The organism is Bradyrhizobium pachyrhizi (assembly GCF_029714545.1).
GTDB lineage: Bacteria > Pseudomonadota > Alphaproteobacteria > Rhizobiales > Xanthobacteraceae > Bradyrhizobium > Bradyrhizobium pachyrhizi.
This window is the reverse complement of the sequence record NZ_CP121667.1, coordinates 4,875,489-4,894,320: the sequence shown is the minus strand read 5'-3', so window position 1 is coordinate 4,894,320 and position 18,832 is coordinate 4,875,489. Positions and strand designations below refer to the sequence as shown.

At 64.6% G+C, this 18,832-nt stretch carries 16 protein-coding genes; 7 read left to right on the top strand and 9 right to left on the bottom strand.

Features of this window, described 5'->3' with window-relative positions; genetic code table 11:
• Positions 1-64: 64 nt before the first annotated feature.
• Complete coding sequence (locus QA639_RS22960) at positions 65-553, bottom strand: YciE/YciF ferroxidase family protein (protein ID WP_283087470.1); 489 nt, start codon at positions 551-553, stop codon at positions 65-67.
• A 236-nt stretch (positions 554-789) separates the two neighbouring features.
• On the opposite strand from QA639_RS22960, the gene QA639_RS22955 reads away from it, so the two are divergent.
• The 5 genes from QA639_RS22955 (at position 790) to QA639_RS22935 (ending at position 6,966) form a co-directional block, all read left to right on the top strand.
• On the top strand, positions 790-993 hold the full coding sequence (locus tag QA639_RS22955; protein ID WP_028331989.1) for a CsbD family protein: 204 nt from the start codon (positions 790-792) through the stop codon (positions 991-993).
• Positions 994-1,094: 101 nt separating this feature from the next.
• Positions 1,095-1,703 carry a cysteine hydrolase family protein gene (locus tag QA639_RS22950; RefSeq protein WP_283087469.1) on the top strand — a complete coding sequence of 203 codons (609 nt, stop codon included), beginning with the start codon at positions 1,095-1,097 and terminating at the stop codon, positions 1,701-1,703.
• Between the two features lie 641 nt (positions 1,704-2,344).
• The gene (locus QA639_RS22945) at positions 2,345-3,364 is read left to right on the top strand and encodes a TRAP transporter substrate-binding protein (RefSeq protein WP_028331991.1); all 1,020 of its coding nucleotides are present in this window, start codon (positions 2,345-2,347) and stop codon (positions 3,362-3,364) included.
• Positions 3,365-3,404: 40 nt separating this feature from the next.
• Positions 3,405-5,291, top strand: coding sequence for a TRAP transporter large permease (locus tag QA639_RS22940; protein WP_157348606.1), 1,887 nt, complete (start codon positions 3,405-3,407; stop codon positions 5,289-5,291).
• A gap of 25 nt (positions 5,292-5,316) precedes the next feature.
• Complete coding sequence (locus QA639_RS22935; RefSeq protein WP_283087468.1) at positions 5,317-6,966, top strand: acyl-CoA synthetase; 1,650 nt, start codon at positions 5,317-5,319, stop codon at positions 6,964-6,966.
• A 4-nt stretch (positions 6,967-6,970) separates the two neighbouring features.
• Here the strand turns inward: QA639_RS22935 and QA639_RS22930 are convergent, their stop codons facing one another.
• From QA639_RS22930 to QA639_RS22905, 6 genes are all read right to left on the bottom strand, one after another.
• Positions 6,971-7,777 (bottom strand): MBL fold metallo-hydrolase, encoded by an 807-nt coding sequence (locus tag QA639_RS22930; RefSeq protein ID WP_050385362.1) that lies wholly within the window; start codon positions 7,775-7,777, stop codon positions 6,971-6,973.
• Positions 7,774-8,565 carry a TatD family hydrolase gene (locus QA639_RS22925; protein WP_157348614.1) on the bottom strand — a complete coding sequence of 264 codons (792 nt, stop codon included), beginning with the start codon at positions 8,563-8,565 and terminating at the stop codon, positions 7,774-7,776. Before QA639_RS22925 ends, QA639_RS22930 begins: the two co-directional genes overlap by 4 nt.
• A gap of 14 nt (positions 8,566-8,579) precedes the next feature.
• A complete protein-coding gene (gene metG, locus QA639_RS22920; RefSeq protein ID WP_283087467.1) occupies positions 8,580-10,562 on the bottom strand; it encodes a methionine--tRNA ligase in 1,983 nt (660 codons plus the stop codon).
• 73 nt (positions 10,563-10,635) lie between these two features.
• A complete protein-coding gene (locus tag QA639_RS22915) occupies positions 10,636-11,676 on the bottom strand; it encodes a DNA polymerase III subunit delta' (protein ID WP_283087466.1) in 1,041 nt (346 codons plus the stop codon).
• Positions 11,673-12,359, bottom strand: coding sequence for a dTMP kinase (gene tmk, locus QA639_RS22910; RefSeq protein ID WP_028331998.1), 687 nt, complete (start codon positions 12,357-12,359; stop codon positions 11,673-11,675). Before tmk ends, QA639_RS22915 begins: the two co-directional genes overlap by 4 nt.
• A gap of 1 nt (position 12,360) precedes the next feature.
• Positions 12,361-13,620 (bottom strand): D-alanyl-D-alanine carboxypeptidase family protein, encoded by a 1,260-nt coding sequence (locus QA639_RS22905; protein WP_038377152.1) that lies wholly within the window; start codon positions 13,618-13,620, stop codon positions 12,361-12,363.
• A 162-nt stretch (positions 13,621-13,782) separates the two neighbouring features.
• Here QA639_RS22905 and QA639_RS22900 point away from each other — a divergent pair, with 162 nt between their 5' ends.
• Positions 13,783-14,718, top strand: coding sequence for an alpha/beta fold hydrolase (locus QA639_RS22900; RefSeq protein WP_028332000.1), 936 nt, complete (start codon positions 13,783-13,785; stop codon positions 14,716-14,718).
• Between the two features lie 33 nt (positions 14,719-14,751).
• Here QA639_RS22900 and QA639_RS22895 read toward each other — a convergent pair whose 3' ends face one another.
• Positions 14,752-15,684 (bottom strand): septal ring lytic transglycosylase RlpA family protein, encoded by a 933-nt coding sequence (locus QA639_RS22895; RefSeq protein WP_080666931.1) that lies wholly within the window; start codon positions 15,682-15,684, stop codon positions 14,752-14,754.
• Positions 15,685-16,478: 794 nt separating this feature from the next.
• Between QA639_RS22895 and QA639_RS22890 the strand changes: the two genes are divergently transcribed.
• Complete coding sequence (locus QA639_RS22890; RefSeq protein WP_051375994.1) at positions 16,479-16,913, top strand: NUDIX domain-containing protein; 435 nt, start codon at positions 16,479-16,481, stop codon at positions 16,911-16,913.
• Here the strand turns inward: QA639_RS22890 and QA639_RS22885 are convergent.
• Positions 16,867-17,337 carry an arsenate-mycothiol transferase ArsC gene (locus tag QA639_RS22885; RefSeq protein ID WP_063616697.1) on the bottom strand — a complete coding sequence of 157 codons (471 nt, stop codon included), beginning with the start codon at positions 17,335-17,337 and terminating at the stop codon, positions 16,867-16,869. The genes QA639_RS22890 and QA639_RS22885 overlap by 47 nt on opposite strands.
• Positions 17,338-18,832 lie beyond the last annotated feature (1,495 nt).

The window sequence follows — 18,832 nt, the reverse complement described above, 5'->3', positions numbered from 1 at the left end:
CGTATAATCTACCAGCAAATGCGAGCGTGTGTACTAAGCGGACGTCGCTTCATCGCCCGTCTCGTCAGGCCGCTTCGGCGTTGATGCTGCTGAAGGCGAGCTTCGTGAGCGCTTCATCCGTCTTCTTTTCCTCGGCCAGGGTCTGGTCGATGAGCTTGACCGCATCCTTCATGCTGAGCCGGTTGGCCCAGGCTTTCAGGGTGCCGTAGCGAGCGATCTCGTAATGCTCGACGGCCTGGGCTGCCGAGAGCAGGCCCGCGTCGAGCGCCGGCGTGTCGGCATACTCCTCCATGATCTCCTTGCCCTCGTCGATGATCCCCTCGATGGCGTCGCACTTCTTGCCGCGCGCCGGCTTGCCCATCAGGTCGAAGATCTGCTCGAGCCGCTCGATCTGTCCTTCGGTCTCGTCATGATGCTTCTCGAAGGCCGCACGCAGATCGTCGGACTCGGCGGCCTTGGCCATCCGCGGCAACGCCTTCAGGATCTGCTTTTCCGCGTAATAAATGTCCTTGAGGGTATCGAGGAAGAGGGCGCTGAGATCCTTGTCCGGCATTGGTCGCTCCGTGTGTTGGATGGATAGTCCGGAGTGCCAACACGAGTGCGGAAAGCAAGTTCCTATCCTTGATCGATGCGGCAAAGCGCATTCGCGGCTGTCGCGCATTCAAGCGCGTCACGATCGAGCTTGGTCGGATTGCGAAGTCTTGATTGCGAAGTCTTGCCGCAACGCGGCTTCGGAACGAAGCCTCGACCGGCCCGTTGGTCGGTCTCATCGTTCAAGGGAGAACCGCAATGGATTGGAATCGTGTTGAAGGCAATTGGAAGCAGGTCAAGGGCAAGGTCAAGGAGCAGTGGGGCAAGCTCACCGACGACGATCTCGATGTGATCGACGGCAAGCAGGACCAGCTCGAGGGCCGTCTGCAGCAGCGCTACGGCTATGCCAAGGATCAAGCCGCCAAGGAAGTGAACGACTGGTACGGCCGCCAGAAATGGTGAACGCGACCACGTCAGGGGCCCCGCTTCGGCGGGGCCTTTCGCGGCCTGAGCGGCTGATCCTGCGTGTGACGGCATCCGGCCGGCGCGCGCAGGAGTGAGCGATGGGACAGCTTCTCACTCCGCCGGGTCCGCGCGCGGCGCACCTGTGCATCGACATGCAGCGGCTGTTCGAACCCGGGGCGCCCTGGGCGACGCCCTGGATGGACCGCGTGCTGCCGCGCATCATCAAGCTGGCGCAGCATGCGCCTGAATGCACCGTATTCACCCGCTTTATTCCGCCGCGCTCGAAGCACGACGCGCGAGGGATTTGGCGGGCTTATTACGAGAAATGGGAATGCGTGACCCGCGAGCGGCTCGATCCGGAGTTGATCGAGCTCGTGCCGGCGCTCGCCGCCTGTGTGCCGCCGGCTGCCGTCGTCGACCGGCCGATCTATAACGCGTTCGGCAATGGGCGCCTGCAGGCTCATCTGGATGCGCACGGGATCGATACGGTGATCGTGTCGGGCGGCGAGACCGACGTGTGCGTGCTCGCCACCGTGCTGGCCGCGATCGATATCGGCTATCGGGTGATCGTGGCCGAGGACGCGCTATGCAGCTCTTCCGATCAAAGCCATGACGCGCTGCTGCAGCTCTATGCCGAACGCTTCAGCATCCAGATCGAGGTGGCGTCCACGGCCGACATCCTCCGGATGTGGGCCCTCGACGACTGAAGCGACAACGCGCCGAAGCGAGGTACTGGTATCAGGGCGATCGGAGCAGGGGTGGCAATACCTGCTTCCTGGGGCTGAGCTGACGCTGGCGGATGGGTAGCTGCGGGGCAGCCGTTCTGGTCCTGCCAGCGATTGACCATGCGAGACGATCGGGATGACCGGACCGCACAAGTCGAGGCAGGCGTGCCTGGCGGATACGGCGCATCGCTCAGCCGCTGGAAGGCAGGACTGGGCCGTCATCTACCAGACGGTGCCAAGGTTCCTGATTCTTGGCCTTGCGGCGAAGGCGAGCGGAGCAATGGGATAGCTGCGGGCAATCGTGGCCACGCCCATATATCCGTAATTCGCATAAGGTATATTATGGAATATATATATCTACAATTAGATCAGATATTTAGTGGGAAATCTTCGCACCGGTCCGCAAGTTGGCGTGTGTGATGGTGTGTCCAAGCCGTTCGTCGGGCTGGTGCTGATGCCGCAGCGATCCACGCGCGCCCATCTCATCTGAAAGCCGATATTGCCGCCGCGTACGGACGCTGCAATAAGCCCCAGCTGTGCAGAGATCGCTGGTGACCCCGCGGCATCAGGTCCGTATAGGATGGCATCTCAGAACAACAACAAGCCTCTTGAGGGAGCAACCAATGAGCTTTTCACGACGCACGCTGCTGAAGGTTTCCGCCGCTTCCGCCGTCCTCGGCGGGATTGGCGCGCCCTATGTCGCGCGCGCCCAGTCGGCCGAGTTCTCTTACAAGTTCGCCAACAATCTGCCGGAGTCGCATCCGTTCGTGGCGCGTGCCCGGGAGATGGCCGCGGCGATCAAGACCGAGACCAACGGCCGGTTTGACCTGCAGGTGTTCCCGAACAGCCAGCTCGGTTCCGATACCGACATGCTGAGCCAGGTGCGCTCCGGCGGCGTCGAGTTCTTCACGCTGTCCGGCCTGATCCTGGCGACCCTGGTGCCGGCCGCCTCGATCAATGGCATCGGCTTCGCATTCCCGGACTATCCCACGGTCTGGAAGGCCATGGACGGCGATCTCGGCGCCTATGTGCGCGGCGAGATCAACAAGGCCGGCCTCGAGGTCATGGAGAAGATCTGGGACAACGGCTTCCGCCAGACCACGTCGTCAACCAAGCCGATCACCGGTCCCGACGATCTCAAGGGCTTCAAGATTCGCGTGCCGGTGTCGCCACTATGGACCTCGATGTTCAAGGCGTTCGATGCATCGCCCGCCTCGATCAATTTCAGCGAGGTCTATTCGGCGCTGCAGACCAAGATCGTCGAAGGCCAGGAAAACCCGTTGGCGCTGATCTCGGCAGCGAAGCTCTACGAGGTGCAGAAATACTGCTCGATGACCAACCACATGTGGGACGGCTTCTGGTTCCTGATGAACCGCCGGGCCTGGGCGGCGCTGCCGGACGATATCAAGACCATCGTCGCCAAGAACGTCAACGCGGCGGCCGTCAAGGAGCGTGAGGATACCGAGAAGCTGAACGCCACCGTGAAGCAGGAGCTCACGGGCAAGGGGCTCGTCTTCAACCAGCCCGAGGTCGGGCCGTTCCGCGACAAGCTCCGCGCCGCCGGTTTCTACGCCGAGTGGAAGGGCAAGTACGGCGAGAAGGCCTGGGATCTGCTCGAGAAGTCCGTCGGCAAACTGTCCTGATCGATCAAAGCAGGAGGCGCTTGCCAGCGGGAGATTTGCTATGGCTCATGTCGAGATGACGCCGGCCGTGGCCGGCGAGGCGGCGTCGCAGCCCCCTCGCCGCCGCTCCGTTCTCGGCTCCATCGACGCGGCGCTCGGGATGCTGGTCGAAATCCCGGCGGCGATCCTTGTCGTCGCCGAGGTCGTGATCCTGTTCGCCGGCGTGGTGTCGCGTTACGTGCTCCATGCGCCGCTGATCTGGTCCGACGAACTGGCATCGATCCTGTTCCTGTGGCTCGCGATGCTGGGCTCGGCGGTGGCGTTCCGCCGCGGCGAGCACATGCGGATGACGGCGCTGGTCGCAAGCGCGGGACCGCGGCTGTGGGCCTATCTCGACGTCGTCGCGACCTGCGCCGCGCTGGCGTTCCTGATCCTGATCGTGCGGCCGGCCTATGAATACGCCTATGAGGAAAGCTTCATCACGACGCCGGCGCTGCAGATATCCAACACCTGGCGCGCGGCCGCGCTGCCGGTCGGCACCTGCCTGATGGCGCTGTTCGCGCTGCTGCGGCTGGCCCGGGTCGGCGATTTCAAGACCTTCCTGCTGGCCGCGCTGACCGTGGCTGCGCTGATCGGCGCGTTCTGGCTGGCGCAGCCGATGCTGCGGCCGCTCGGCAACCTCAATCTGGTCATCTTCTTCGTCGGCGTGGTCGGCTTCTGCGTGTTCGCCGGCGTGCCGATCGGCTTTGCCTTCGGCATGGCGATCTTCGGCTATCTGGCGCTGACCACCCGAACGCCGCTGATGGTGCTGGTCGGCCGGATGGACGAGGGCATGAGCCACCTGATCCTGCTGTCGGTGCCGCTGTTCGTCTTCCTCGGCCTCCTGATCGAGATGACCGGCATGGCGCGGGCCATGGTCGCGTTCCTGGCGAGCCTGCTCGGCCATGTCCGCGGCGGCCTGCATTACGTGCTGGTCGGCGCCATGTATCTGGTCTCCGGCATCTCCGGATCGAAGGCTGCCGACATGGCCGCGGTCGCGCCCGTGCTGTTCCCGGAAATGAAGCAGCGCGGCGCCAAGCCGGGCGATCTGGTCGCCCTGCTCGCCGCCACCGGCGCGCAGACCGAAACCATTCCGCCGAGCCTCGTGCTGATCACGATCGGCTCGGTGACCGGCGTCTCGATCTCGGCGCTGTTCACCGGCGGCCTGCTGCCGGGCGTGGTGCTGGCGATCACGCTGTCGGGGCTGGTGTGGTGGCGCTACCGCGGCGAAGACCGCAGCCACGTCCAGCGCGCCACCGGCAGCGAGATTGGCAAGGCGTTTGTGTTCGCCCTGCCCGCATTGGCCCTGCCCTTCGTGATCCGCTACGCCGTGGTCGAAGGCATCGCCACCGCCACCGAAGTGTCGACCATCGGCATCGTTTACGCCTTCGTCATCGGCCTCTTGATCTACCGCAAGTTCAACTGGCGGCGACTGCTGCCGATGCTGATCGACACGGCGTGCCTGTCGGGGGCGATCTTGTTCATCATCGGTACCGCGACCGGCATGGCCTGGGGCCTGACCCAGTCCGGCTTCTCGCGGGCGCTGGCGGCGGCGATGACCGGGCTGCCGGGCGGTTCGGCGACCTTTATCGCGGTCTCGATCCTGGCCTTCGTGATCCTCGGCAGCGTGCTCGAGGGCATCCCGGCGATCGTGCTGTTCGGGCCGCTGCTGTTTCCGATCGCGCACCAGGTCGGCGTCCACGAGGTGCACTACGCCATGATCATCATCCTGGCGATGGGCATCGGCCTGTTCGCGCCGCCGTTCGGAGTCGGCTATTATGCCGCCTGCGCCATCGGGCGCGTCGATCCGGCCGAGGGTATCCGGCCGATCTGGGGTTACATGCTGGCGCTGTTGATCGGCCTGATCATCGTCGCCATCTTCCCCTGGATATCGATCGGCTTCCTGTAAAGCACCTTGCGGATGGGATAGAGCCATGAGTGCAGCTCAGAACCAGTACTCGATCGGGTTGGACAAGACGCCGGCCAACTACGTGCCGCTCTCGCCGCTGAGCTTCCTGGCGCGCTCGGCCGCCGTCTATCCCGACCATCTCAGCGCGGTCTATGAGGGCCGCAGCTTCACCTGGAAAGAGACCTACGAGCGCTGCAGGCGCTTTGCGTCCTATCTCGCGGGCCATGGCATCGGGCATGGCGACACGGTCGCGGCGATGCTGCCGAACATCCCGGCGATGAACGAATTGCACTTCGCCGTGCCGATGACCGGCGCGGTGCTCAACGCGCTCAACATTCGCCTCGACGCGGCGTCGATCGCGTTCCAGCTTGAGCATGGCGGCGCAAAGATCATTCTGGTCGATCCCGAATTCTCCGGCGTGATCGCGGAAGCCTTGACCCTGATGAAGGGCGCAAAGCCGTTCGTGATCGACGTCGATGACGCGGCGTTCGGCGGCGGCAAGCGGATCGGCGAGATCGAGTATGAGGCGGCGGTCGCGGCGGGCGATCCCGGCTTCGTGGAACGGCCGCCGGCCGACGAATGGGATGCGATCGCGCTGAGCTACACGTCGGGCACGACGGGCAATCCCAAGGGCGTCGTGACCCATCACCGCGGCGCCTATCTCAACGCCGTCAGCAACATCCTCGCCGGCAATCTCGGCCAGCATCCGGTCTATCTCTGGACGCTGCCGATGTTTCATTGCAACGGCTGGTGCTTCCCCTGGACGATCGCGGCGGCGGCCGGCGTCAATGTCTGCCTGCGCAAGGTCGACCCGGCCAAGATCTTCGAACTGATCCCGAGGCACGGGGTCACCCACATGTGCGGCGCGCCGATCGTCTACAACACGTTGATCAACGCGCCCGATGCGCCGAAGGCCGGCAAGGCAAAGCCCGTTGTCGGCCTGATCGCGGGCGCCGCGCCGCCGGTTGCCGTCCTCGAGGGCGGCGAGCGCATCGGCATCAAGCTGACCCATGTCTACGGGCTGACCGAGGTCTATGGCCCCGCCTCGGTCTGCGCCGAGCAGCCGGGCTGGGACGAACTGTCCGCTGATGCGCGCGCGCAGCTGAAGCGGCGTCAGGGCGTGTCCTACCCGCTGCAGGAAGGCGTCACGGTGCTCGATCCCGAGACCATGCGCGAGGTGCCGCGCGACGGCGAGACCATCGGCGAGGTCATGTTCCGCGGCAACATCGTGATGAAGGGCTATCTGAAGAACGCGAAGGCGACGCAGGAAGCCTTTGCCGGCGGCTGGTTTCACACCGGCGATCTCGGCGTGCTCGACGAGCACGGTTACGTCATCATCAAGGACCGCTCCAAGGACATCATCATCTCCGGCGGCGAGAACGTCTCCTCCGTCGAGGTCGAGGACATCCTCTACAAGCACCCGGCCGTGCTGTTTGCGGCGGTCGTGGCAAAGCCCGACCCGAAATGGGGTGAAGTGCCCTGCGCCTTCATCGAGCTGAAGGACGGCGCCAAGGCGACCGAGGCCGACATCATCGCCTATTGCCGCGAGCACATGTCGGGGTTCAAGACGCCGAAATCCGTGGTGTTCGGCGTGATCCCGAAGACCTCGACCGGCAAGATCCAGAAATTCCTGCTGCGCAACCAGGTCGGATCGGCCAAGGCGATCTCGGCCTGAGCCTTCAGCCTGCCCGGTCGAGCGTCAGCCGCATGCCGTCATGGGCCGGGATGACGTCGGCCGGCAGGCTCTGCCGCAGCACCTCGTAGTCGAGGTCGGAATGCATGTTGGTGATGATCGCGCGCTTCGGCTTGAAGCGCTCGATCCACGACAGCGCGTCCGCAACGCTGAAATGGCTGGGATGCTGCGCATAGCGAAGTCCGTCGACAATCCAGAGATCGAGACCTTCGAGCGTCGGCCAGCTCTCCTGGGGGATGTCGTGCAGATCGGGCGTGTAGGCGGCGCCGCCGATGCGGTAGCCGAGCGCCGGGATCTTGCCATGATGAACCAGGAAGGCCTCGAGCTTCAGCGGACCGCCCTTCCCCTGGACCGTATGGCTCTCGCCGGCCTCGATCGAATGCCGCGTCAGGATCGGCGGATAGTCGCTGCCTTCCGGCGAGATGAAGCAATAGGAGAACCGCGCCATCATGTCCTTGGCGGTCGACTGGTTGAAGTAGACCGGGATGCGGCGGCGCTGGTGCAGCACGACCGAGCGTAAATCGTCGATGCCGTGGGTCTGGTCGGCATGCTCATGCGTCAGGAACACCGCGTCGATGTGCTCGACATTGCTGTCGATCAGCTGCTCGCGCAGATCGGGCGAAGTGTCGATTACGACCCGCGTGGTGCCGTGCTCCATGGTGCGCTCGGCCATGATCGAGCAGCGGCGACGGCGGTTCTTGGGATTGCTGGGATCGCAGGCGCCCCAGCCGAGTGCAGGGCGCGGCACGCCGGCGGACGAGCCGCAGCCCAGAATGGTCAGTGTCAGCGTCATGCAGCAACCTTCGGCGCCGGCACCTTGGAGAACAGCCGGAAGAAGTTTTCGGTGGTCTGCCGCGAGATCTCCTCCAGGGAAACGCCGCGCGTTTCGGCGAGCACCCTGGCGACCTCGACGACATAGGACGGCTCGTTGCGCTTGCCGCGGAATTTGCCGGGCGCAAGATACGGCGCGTCGGTCTCGACCATGATGCGGTCGGCCGGCAGCTCGGCTGCCAGCGCGCGCAGCGCGTCCGACTTCTTGAAGGTCAGGATGCCCGTGAACGAGATCGACAGCCCGAGCGCGATCGCCCTCATCGCGAGCTCGCGCCCGCCGGTGTAGCAGTGCAGAACCGCCTTGAACGGGCCCTTCGCGACCTCGTCCTCCAGGATGCGGCCGCAATCCTCGTCGGCCTCCCTGGTATGGATGACCAGCGGCAGGCCGGTTTCGCGCGCCGCCGCGATGTGCGCGCGAAAGCCGCGCTCCTGGGCCTCGCGCGAACCGTGCTCGTAGAAATAGTCGAGCCCCGCCTCGCCGAGCGCCACGACCTTCGGATGCTTCGTCAGCTCGATCAGTTCGCTGGCCGGGATGCCGTCCTCTTCATCAGCATGATGCGGATGGGTGCCGACCGAGCAGTAGACGTCGGGAAAGCGCTCCGCGATCGCGAGCAGCCCGCCGAGCCGCCTCACGCGGGTCGAGATCGTGACCATGCGGCCGATGCCGGCCGCCTCGGCGCGCCCGACGATCCCGTCGAGATCGTCGGCAAAGTCGGGAAAATCCAGATGGCAATGACTGTCGACCAGCATGAATTTCGAACCGCTCACTCGGTCTTCGGTTCCACATAGCGCGGGAATACGCCAACAGGCGCCGGCAGAACCGTGCCCGGCCTGATCCGCTCGGCGGCCGCGGCAAAGCTGCGGGCGTCAGCAGTGATACCGAGGCTGTCGAGCATCTTGGCGCAGGACTCCGGCATCACGGCCTGCGCCATGATCGCGATCTGGCGCACGACTTCGGCGGTGACATACAGCACCGTCTTCTGGCGCGCGGGATCAGTCTTCGCCAGCGCCCACGGCGCTTCGCCGGCAAAATAACGGTTGGCCTCGGCGACCACGGCCCAGACCGTGTTGAGCCATTGATGGATCTGCTGCGTCGCCATCGCGGTCCGCGACGTCTCCAGCATGGCGTCGGCCTGCGCCAGAATCGCCTTGTCGTTGTCGCTGAATTCGCCGGGCTCCGGCAGCACGCCGCCGAGTTGTTTAGCGATCATCGACAGTGAGCGCTGCGCCAGATTGCCGAAATCATTGGCAAGGTCGGCGTTGATGCGCGCGACGATGGCCTCGTGGTTGTAGTTGCCGTCCTGGCCGAACGGCACTTCGCGCAGGAAGAAGTAGCGCATCTGGTCGACGCCGTACTGCTCGGCGAGATTGAAGGGGTCGACCACGTTGCCGACCGACTTCGACATCTTCTCGCCCCTGTTGAACAGGAAGCCGTGCGCATAGACCCGCTTCTGTACGGGAATGCCCGCCGACATCAGGAAGGCCGGCCAGTACACGGCGTGGAAGCGGATGATGTCCTTGCCGATGATGTGCACGTCGGCCGGCCAGTAGCGCCAATGCCTGTCGTTCTCATCGGGATAGCCGACGCCGGTGATGTAGTTGGTCAGCGCGTCGACCCAGACATACATCACATGCTCGGGATCGTCCGGGACCTTGACGCCCCAGTCGAACGTGGTGCGCGAGATCGAGAGGTCCTTGAGCCCGCCGCGCACGAAACTCATCACCTCGTTGCGGCGCGACTCCGGGCCGATGAAATCGGGCTGGCTCTCATAGAGGTGCAGCAGCTTGTCCTGGTAGGCCGACAGCTTGAAGAAATAGCTCTTCTCCTCGACCCATTCGACCGGCGTGCCCTGCGGGCCGCGGCGGACATTGTCCTCGCCGACGACGGTCTCCTCCTCGGCGTAATAGGCCTCGTCGCGCACCGAGTACCAGCCGGCATAGGTGTCGATATAGATGTCGCCATTGTCCTGCATACCGCGCCAGATCGCCTGCACCGACTCGTGATGCGCAGGCTCCGAGGTGCGAATGAAGCGGTCGAACGAGACGTTGAGACGCTCGTCCATCTCCTTGAAGCGCGCGGCGTTGCGGGTTGCGAGATCGAACGGCGTCATGCCTTCGTTCTGCGCGGTCTGGATCATCTTCAGGCCGTGCTCGTCGGTGCCAGTCAGGAAGAACACATCCTTGCCGTCGAGCCGCTGAAAGCGCGCCAGCGCATCGGTGGCGATCGCCTCATAGGCGTGGCCGATATGCGGCTGCCCGTTCGGATAAGCGATCGCGGTCGTGATGTAGAAGACGTTGCCGCGGTCCGCGGCGGGCACCGGGACGGAAGCGGCCGCAGGAGCCGCCGCTGCGGGTTTGGGCTGCTTCAGAGCGCGAACCTTTGCCGGTCTCGGCGCCTTCTCGGCAGCCGGAGGCTTCGAAGCCGCGGGCTTCTTTGCCGCCGGCGCGACGGCTGCTGCGGCCGCCTGCTTCGGCGGAGCCTTGGTGGTCTTCGCAGTAGCCTTTTTGGCCGTGCTCTTGGCCGTCTTCTTCGCAGCCTTCTTGACGACCTTCTTCGCCGCCGATTTCCTGGCGCCCTTGGCTCCGGTCTTGGACTTGGACTTGGCGGCCTTCTTTGCTCTCCTGACGACGCGCCCGGCCTTTTTGGCCGCCCGCGACTTCGCCGTGGCTTTGCTGGTCGCGCGAGCGGGCGATGCCTTCTTCGTCTTCTTGGCTTTTTTCGACGATGTCTTCTTAGCGGTCGCCACCACGGAATCCTTTGCAGATCGAAACGAGATTGTCGGGAGTGTTGTCAGACGGATGTGTTGTCAGACGCGGTGTCTATCGGGTCGCGTCTGCGAGCATCGAAAACACCGAGAAAACCAGCGGCTTGCGCTCCAGATTGTAGGCTTCGGTATCGCGCGCGGCGCGGACGATCTTTTCCCATACCTCCGCCAGCCGTGCAAGGCGCGGCAGATTGGCATTGGCATCGCCCGTGCGCATGCGCTCGCTCATCCAGCGATCGATGCCGTCGATGAAAGCGGCGAGCGCGACGCGGTCGCTGGTGCCGAGCGCTTCGCCCAGCGCATGCAGCTCACGCGGATCGACGCTCGGAAGCGTCGCGAGCAGCGCGGCCGTGCGTTGCTGCAGTTTCAGCGCATCGCCGCCGAGCAGCGACAGCGCCCGCCCGACGCTGCCTTCGGATGCCGCGGCGGCTTCCGCCAGCGCCGGATCGTCGGCATCGATATCGGTAGCGGCCGCGGCCGCGCGCACCACATCGTCCGGCTCCAGCGGCCGCAGCAGCAATTTGCGGCAGCGGGACAGAATGGTCGGCAGCACCCGTGACGGTGCGTGGCTGACCAGGAGGAACAGCGACTGCTGTGGCGGCTCCTCGAGGATCTTCAGCAGCGCGTTCGCGGCGTTGGGATTGAGCTCGTCGACGGTATCGACGATGCAGACGCGCCAGCCGTCGACCGCAGCCGTCGAGCCGAAGAACGAGATGGTCTCGCGTGTCTCATCGACCGTGATGACGGTCCGCATCACGCCGCGATCGTTAAGGCCGCGCTCGAGCACAAGGAGCCCGCCATGAGCGCCTGCCGCGACCTGCCGCGCTACGGGGTCGGCCGGATCGACCCGCAGCGTCGGCGCCTGCTGAACCTGGGACGATTTCGGATTGCGAAACGCCAGCACGAACCGCGCCATGCGGTAGGCCAGCGTCGCCTTGCCGATGCCTTGCGCGCCGCCGATCAGCCAGGCGTGCGGAATTCGTCCGCTGCGATAGGCATCGAGCAGCGCGGTCTCCGCCTCGCGCTGCCCGAACAAATCCGGCGTTTCGCGCGGATGGCGGGCGGCGCTCTCCTGTTCGACCTTACGCGCGCTCATGCGATGCTGTCCGCCGCAAGCGTTGCGCGCAGATGTTCGCGCAGCGCGGCCCATATCCTGGCCGTGACCGTGTCCGGATCGGCCGTAGCGTCGATCAGGACGCAGCGCTCCGGATCTTCGGCCGCGATCCGGCGGTACGCGTCACGCAAGTCCTGATGGAACTTGATGCCTTCGGCCTCGAAGCGATCGGCGGTGGCGTTGCCGCGTCGCGCGGCGGCGCGTTGCAGTCCGACCTCGACCGGCACATCGAGGATGAAGGTTAGATCGGGCTTGAGATCGCCGATGGTCACGCGCTGCAAGGCATTGACGAGTTCGGGCGACACCTGTCCGAGCTGGCCCTGATAGGCACGCGTGGAATCGAAGAAGCGGTCGCACAGCACCCAGATGCCCTGGTTGAGCGCCGGCAGGATCACGGTGCGGACATGGTCGTCGCGCGCGGCAGCGAACAGCAGCGTCTCGGCCTCCGGCCCGAGCAGCTTGCCCATCCCCGACAGCACCAGGTGACGGATGATCTCCGCCCCCGGCGAGCCGCCGGGCTCGCGGGTCACGATCGCGCGCAGCTTGGCGGCATCGAGCCGTTCGGCAAGCTTGCGGATCTGGGTCGATTTGCCCGACCCCTCGCCGCCCTCAAAGGTGATGAAGCGACCGCGCAAGCTCGGCCGTTGGACTGCTGCTTCCGCCATGTCAGAGCTTCTCGACCCCTGCGCGGAACATGCCGATGACCAGCTCCTGGGCGCCATCGAGCGCGCGACGCATCGTCGATCCCGTGCCGACGGCGTCCGCTGCGAAGACCGGAGTCTCCATCGCGACATTGGCGCCGCGCCACACCCGCACCACCCCGATCTTCTGGCCGGCGGTGATCGGCGCCTTGACCGGGCCGCTATAGATGACGCGTGCCAGCAGCTTGTCGTTGCCGTTCTTCGACACCATCACCTTGATCGGATCGGGGCTGACGAGCTTGACCGAGCGGCTCTCGCCGCCGAACACCCGCGCGTAGCCGACCGGCTGATTGGCCGCGATCAGGGTCCGCGTCTCGAAGCTGCGGAACCCCCATTCCAGCATCTTCTTGGCTTCGGTCGCGCGGTCCTCGGAATCCTCGAGGCCGTTGACCACGACGATCAGCCGCGTGTCGTTCTGCACCGCCGAGCCGACCATGCCGTAGCCGCCTTCCTTGGTGTAGCCGGTCTTCAGGCCGTCGGCACCGGGCAACGCGTTCAGCAGCGGATTGCGGTTCTGCTGGCGGATCTTGTTCCAGGTGAATTCCTTCTCGCCGAACAGCTTGTACCTGTCCGGGTAGGTCAGGATGATGTGGCGCGCCAGCGTTGCGAGCTCCCGGACCGTCATCTTGTTGGCCGGGTCGGGCAGCCCGTTGGAATTGCCGAAGGTCGACTTGGTCATGTCGAGCTCGCGGGCGCGCTTGGTCATGAAATCGGTCGCAAAGGTATGCTCGTTGCCGGCAATGCCTTCGGCGAGCGCGATGCAGGCGTCGTTGCCGCTCGGGATGATCGCGCCATGCAGGAGATCGTCGACCGAGACCTTGCTGTTGATCGCCGCGAACATCGTCGAGGTGCCGGACGGCGCCCCGCCGCGCCGCCAGGCGTTCTCGCTGATCCGGTACTCGTCCGTGAGCTTGATGTCGCCCTTCTTGATGGCGTCGAACACCACCTCGGCCGTCATCAGCTTCATCATGCTGGATGGCGCGCGCAACTCGTCGGCGTTCTTCTCGAACAGCACGCTGCCGCTTGAGGCCTCCACCAGGATCGCGGTCGGCGCATCGCCGTCGAACCCGCCCTCTTCCTTCTTGGCGCCCTGGACGCTGTTGTTGGCGGCATAGACCATTCCGCCGCAACCGATCGCCAGCGCGACCGCGGCCGCGACCAGGCCGCGCCAGCAACGCCCGGCGCGAGCTGACAACGTGCGGGGAACTGCGGTTGGGGCTGCCATCGGCGATGTCCTGAAAGACTGCGTTCTAACAGCTGGAAGTATCGCAAACAACTGAGGTTTCTGCGCTTGTGCACCGCCGGCCGGATTGCCGGTTGCGTTGAACGTCCGTATCCTTGGAACCAGCTAACGTCAGCAGAACCGGCAAACAAGGCGGAAACGCGAATGTCATCCTCCCGCACCATCTCCGCCAACGGCATCGACATGTTCGTGCGCGAGGCCGGGCAAGGCCCGCTGGTCGTGCTCTGTCATGGCTGGCCGGAACTGTCCTATTCATGGCGGCACCAGATCGCGGCGCTGGCCGCGGCAGGCTTTCGGGTCGTCGCGCCTGACATGCGCGGCTTCGGCCGCACCGGCGCGCCGGCCGAGGTCGGCGCCTACACGATTTTCGATACGGTCGGAGACATGGTGGCGCTGGTTGCCGCGCTCGGCGAGACACGCGCGATGATCGTCGGCCATGACTGGGGTGCGCCGGTGGCCTGGCACGCGGCCCTGTTCCGTCCCGACATCTTCACGAAAGTCGCCGGCCTCAGCGTGCCGCCACCGTTCCGCGGCCGAGGTCGTCCGCTCGAGACCCTGCGCAACAGCGGCATCACCAATTTCTATTGGCAGTATTTTCAGCCGCCCGGCGTGGCCGAGGCCGAGTTCGAGCGCGACATCGCCCACACCATGCGCCTGGTGCTCGGGCGTGGCGTCTCCGATCCAAGCTCGATGTTCGTCGACGAGGCCAAGGGCTTCCTCGGCAAGCTGCCGGCCGGAATGCCGTTGCCGGCCTGGCTGACCGAGGCCGACATTGCCGAATTCGCCGAAGGCTATCGGCAATCCGGCTTCCGCGGCGGCCTCAACTGGTACCGCAATCTCGACCGCAACTGGGAGCTGACCGCGCCCTGGCAGGACGCGCAGATCCATCAGCCGTCGCTGTTCATCGCCGGCTCGAATGATTCGGTGATCACCGGGCTGATCGGCGCCAAGCGGGTCGCGGATATGGAGCGCGTGCTGCCGAACCTCAAGCAGAAGCTGATCATCGAGGGCGCCGGCCACTGGATCCAGCAGGAACGCCCCGACGAGGTCAACGCGGCGCTGATTGCGTTTCTGAACTGATCAGGCCAACAGCCTGATCTGTAAGCGCATGGCTCAGTAGAGGCCGCGCCCGCTCAGGACTTCGGCCGGTCCGCGCGCGTCGATCGGGACATAGGCGGCGGCCGGGCTAGGGCTTGCGGCATAGCGCGCATCACCCTCATAGGAGACTTCGCGCGGATTGTTCAGAGCGCGGCGGTGCGACCGGCTCGAGGCCGACATTTCGGAGGTCGCGCTCACCGAGGCGTAGTCGGCCTGGGTGTTGCCGAGGCTGTAGGGCCGCCCCTCCGGCAACGGAACGTCGCCACGGACCCGGCCCGAGGAGGACGACATCTCCGGCACGAACGGCCGTGCAGACGCGACCCGGACCATCGACGGGGACGGCGCGGGAGTACCGGTGCGCAAGGTCGCCATCAGCTGGCGGTCGTCGGACCCTTCGAGCGGCGCCCGCCCGACATATTCGACACGGACGCGGGCCACGCCATTGCCTTTGAATTCAAGCAGTTCTGCGGCTTTGTTCGAGACGTCTATGAGGCGATTGCCGTGGTACGGGCCGCGGTCATTGACCCGAACGACGAGCGACCTGCCATTGCTCAGATTGGTGACGCGGGCGTAGCTCGGCATCGGCAAGGTCGGATGGGCGGCGGTGAGCGAGCCCATGTCGAACACCTCGCCATTGGCGGTCAGGCGGCCATGGAAATCGTCGCCGTACCAGGACGCCATGCCCTCGGCGCGGTAGTTCTCGTTCTCCTCCGGCACATAGGTGCGGCCGGCGACGACGTAAGGCTTGCCGATGCGATAGGTGCCGCCGCCTTTCGGCACGGGATCACCCAGCGCCACCACGCGCGGGCTCGACGACACCCCGTATTTGGGGTCGACCCGGCTGGCGAACTTGTTCGAGGAGGCACAATTGGCGAGGACGAGGCACGTCGCCACCGCAACGGCGCCGCGCGCCGTCCGGATCATCGAATCTGGCCGTCTAATCCCCATCTGCCCCAAGTACCATTCTGCCGGACCTGCGCCTACTCCGAGGCCTCGAAGTCCCTTGCCGTCGCTGTGCGGCCCACCTCCGCACCATAGCGTGACGATATCGCAACCGGAACACGGCGGAAATGGGGAGAGCCGGCGGGCGGTGGCGTCTTGGTGAACGGTCTGTTGCGCCTCCTCCGTCGTTCTACTGACCTTCGCCCCTGCCAAACGCCCTCGCCTGTCCCGGGATCAGACACACTGTTGCAGCAAATCATCAGTCGGGGGGCATCTTGGATTCCAACAATTGAATCTTTTTGACTGTGCAAGGCTGCAATCGTTTTCTCGTCCGCGTGGGGCGCAAAGGAAGTTTGCGATGATCGAGACGGTTACAGCGGTGATGGGCTTGGTGAGTGCGGCGATCTTCTTGGCGCACGCCGTGGAAGGCTATCGGCACCGGGCCTGACAGTCCGTTGAAGGCGGAAAGACGCGTCACCTCTTTCCAGGAGTGAATGTTCGGAAAGCTTTAATCAATTCGGATGAGCATCGATTGAAGGCGGGTGTATCATGCGTAATCACGATTTGGTCTCCGACGGATTTCTGACCCTGACCGCGGCAAGCCTAGTGCTGCTGTGTTCGAGCCTGCTGGCGTTCGCTTTCGGCTGAACGTTTCTGAGACCTCGGGCGCTATCGGCGCCCGTGCGACAGGCATCGGTTACCCCTACTCATTCCCTGCCAATCGGGTTGCGGCAGACGCGCGGTCTTCTCCCCGTCCCACTCGTGACGCATCCTCGCCTTTTCCAGAAGAGGATGTACGGATGACCGTCAGTGTCAGGGAGGGAACGTCCGCCCTTCTCGTCAGCACAGATGGCCGGCTGCTGATGCAGCGGCGCGACGACCTCCCGCATGTTACCGATCGCGGAAAGATCAGCCTGTTTGGCGGCCGGCGGGAAGGCGCCGAGACCTTCCTCGAATGCGTGGTGCGCGAGATCCACGAGGAGATCGGCTACTACGTACCGCCCGAGCGTTTCGAGTTGATCGGCCGCTATTCCGGTCCCGATCATGCAACGCCAAACGGCACGCTTCGCGGCGATGTGTTCCTCGCGCGCGACGTGCCCATCGACCAATTGAAGGTGACCGAAGGTCGCCTCGAGATCGTCGCCATCGACGACCTCGAACGCATCAGCGGCAGGCTCGCGCGCCCGGCTACGTTTGCGCTGGAGATCTTCCTGAAGCGCGAACCGACGACCTGAGCGCTGAAACCAGTGCGCGGATGTGATCGTCGATCATGGCCAATGCGACTGACGGATGAGCAAAGTCGATATCGTCCACGTGCCAGTAAGTCACCCTGTCGGCGACCTCGGGGAACCGGCGCTCGACTAGCGGACGGTGCTCGGTCTCCTTGAGCGCGATCACGAGGTCGGCGTCGTCGAAGTCGGCCAATGAACAGGGCTGCGGAAAGCGCGCCGCGCCTTCCGGAACGATGCCGCTCGCGCGGAGACGATCGTCGGCGAAGACCGACATCGGCCCGACATTGTCGGGCGATCCCCGCTCGGCCGCGCCTCTGGAGGATGCGCGCCACGCCAGTTGTTCGGCTCTTGCAAGATGGTTGAACAGTTCCTCGGCGTATCGACTGCGATAATAGTTGCCGGTGCAGAGAAAGAGGACACGCTTCATGGGCCTCATCATGGCCAACGTGGCCCCTCGCGGTCAACGGCGTTGCGAGCATGGGCCCTTTCAGCTCACCGACCGGGCGAATGACGGGCCGACCCGGGTTTCGTTACCAAGTTGGGTGCCAATTGCGGTTCCAATTTTGAGCGGCGGGCGGCAACCGAAAACGGCCTCAGCGTGGGGTTGCTGAGGCCGTCATTCCGTCTGCTGGGGGCACGGGCGCCAGTGAGCAGGCCGCCTCAGGTTCAGCAGATCGCGCCGGTACATCCGCGGCAGCCTGAATTGTACTCGACGTCGCAGCGCACTTGCCGAGATCTCACGGGGTACCCCACAGGGCGCATCCGGAAATTGGGGTTCGTTAGCAAATCAACGACCCCATCGGCGCAGGCTTCTCCGAGGGACCGGTCCGTTGGGGACGCAGCACGGTCACGTTTCGGAGGAGCTGGCGCACCGGCCCTGAGCGTCGGCTCCTCTTTTTGACCTTGTGTGAGTTAGGCAACAGCCGTCCCTCCGCGTACCTGCTAAATAAATGACATTGGGAATTTCAGGGCCCTAGCGCTGGGAATGACAGGGCGCCGCCGGGACAAACCATTTCGGGCCCGGCGGCGTAATTTTTGAGATTTACCGCGCTGACGCGCGAGAGGCGTCTCGAGATGACTGGCGACAAGATTGCTACGAAGGCCGTGCTATTCGCGCCGGCCTAAAGATCTCAGACCAACAATTTGCTTCAATCGTGCGAAAGTCAGGCTCCTCGATTTCCGCCATCACGAAGGACCCAAAGGTTATGATCTGGCTGGCCGCCCAAATCCGCCCAAGGACAGGCACCGCTGGAAACCATTCCGGGAGCTGGCGGCTTAGTCTCCTTGGGAGATTGGGCACTGTCGCTTTAGGCTGGCGTCACTCGAGCGGTAGAGAGAGCCCCGGCAGCGGCCTATTGCCCTGCTGGCAACCTGTTCTTCCCTTGAGCGGTAGAACCGGCATTGAGGCATCCGGGGCAGTCCGGCTCATGAAATGGGCCAGATTAACGCCCGACGACCACTCCACATAACCAACAGCCGCAAAGCTAACTGCTCCCACGATGAGAATACTGGGCACTGAAGCCGCGACTGCTGACGACAAGCTTTGGCTGCTGAAAAACGGCATCACGATTCTCCGACACCGAGCTGCCACCCGCCCGTGCGTTAGGCCAACTCGCGATGATCGAGTGTGAACGGCCTCACATTTCACGGACACTTGATGCCAATACCGAGCCCGCCTCCGCCGGTTCGCGCCCGGCGGGCCGATTTCGCCAATTCAGATCCAGGCCGCGGCCCAGGCCTGCTGCTCGCCGGCAGCGGTGACGGCGATCTTATAGGCGTCTGCGGAAGCGCTAGACTATGCCCTGGCCGCAAGCCCACTCACCTTTTCCGCTACTGGATCGGTCCCGTCGATCGAAGCGCCGGTTTCAAAATGGTGCTGGTCTTCTGTGTCGGCTGTCAGCACCACAACGGTCTACTGAAGC

What these genes read in the sequence shown, in the direction of transcription:
- QA639_RS22955 (WP_028331989.1), top strand. Translation starts at nt 790, where the DNA reads ATGGATTGGAATCGTGTTGAAGGCAATTGGAAGCAGGTCAAGGGCAAG.
- QA639_RS22930 (WP_050385362.1), bottom strand. Translation starts at nt 7,777, where the DNA reads ATGACGCTGACACTGACCATTCTGGGCTGCGGCTCGTCCGCCGGCGTG.
- QA639_RS22885 (WP_063616697.1), bottom strand. Translation starts at nt 17,337, where the DNA reads ATGAAGCGTGTCCTCTTTCTCTGCACCGGCAACTATTATCGCAGTCGA.
- QA639_RS22890 (WP_051375994.1), top strand. Translation starts at nt 16,479, where the DNA reads ATGACCGTCAGTGTCAGGGAGGGAACGTCCGCCCTTCTCGTCAGCACA.
- QA639_RS22895 (WP_080666931.1), bottom strand. Translation starts at nt 15,684, where the DNA reads ATGGGGATTAGACGGCCAGATTCGATGATCCGGACGGCGCGCGGCGCC.
- QA639_RS22925 (WP_157348614.1), bottom strand. Translation starts at nt 8,565, where the DNA reads ATGCTGGTCGACAGTCATTGCCATCTGGATTTTCCCGACTTTGCCGAC.
- QA639_RS22950 (WP_283087469.1), top strand. Translation starts at nt 1,095, where the DNA reads ATGGGACAGCTTCTCACTCCGCCGGGTCCGCGCGCGGCGCACCTGTGC.
- QA639_RS22900 (WP_028332000.1), top strand. Translation starts at nt 13,783, where the DNA reads ATGTCATCCTCCCGCACCATCTCCGCCAACGGCATCGACATGTTCGTG.
- QA639_RS22945 (WP_028331991.1), top strand. Translation starts at nt 2,345, where the DNA reads ATGAGCTTTTCACGACGCACGCTGCTGAAGGTTTCCGCCGCTTCCGCC.
- QA639_RS22905 (WP_038377152.1), bottom strand. Translation starts at nt 13,620, where the DNA reads ATGGCAGCCCCAACCGCAGTTCCCCGCACGTTGTCAGCTCGCGCCGGG.
- QA639_RS22960 (WP_283087470.1), bottom strand. Translation starts at nt 553, where the DNA reads ATGCCGGACAAGGATCTCAGCGCCCTCTTCCTCGATACCCTCAAGGAC.
- QA639_RS22935 (WP_283087468.1), top strand. Translation starts at nt 5,317, where the DNA reads ATGAGTGCAGCTCAGAACCAGTACTCGATCGGGTTGGACAAGACGCCG.
- QA639_RS22915 (WP_283087466.1), bottom strand. Translation starts at nt 11,676, where the DNA reads ATGAGCGCGCGTAAGGTCGAACAGGAGAGCGCCGCCCGCCATCCGCGC.
- QA639_RS22940 (WP_157348606.1), top strand. Translation starts at nt 3,405, where the DNA reads ATGGCTCATGTCGAGATGACGCCGGCCGTGGCCGGCGAGGCGGCGTCG.
- tmk (WP_028331998.1), bottom strand. Translation starts at nt 12,359, where the DNA reads ATGGCGGAAGCAGCAGTCCAACGGCCGAGCTTGCGCGGTCGCTTCATC.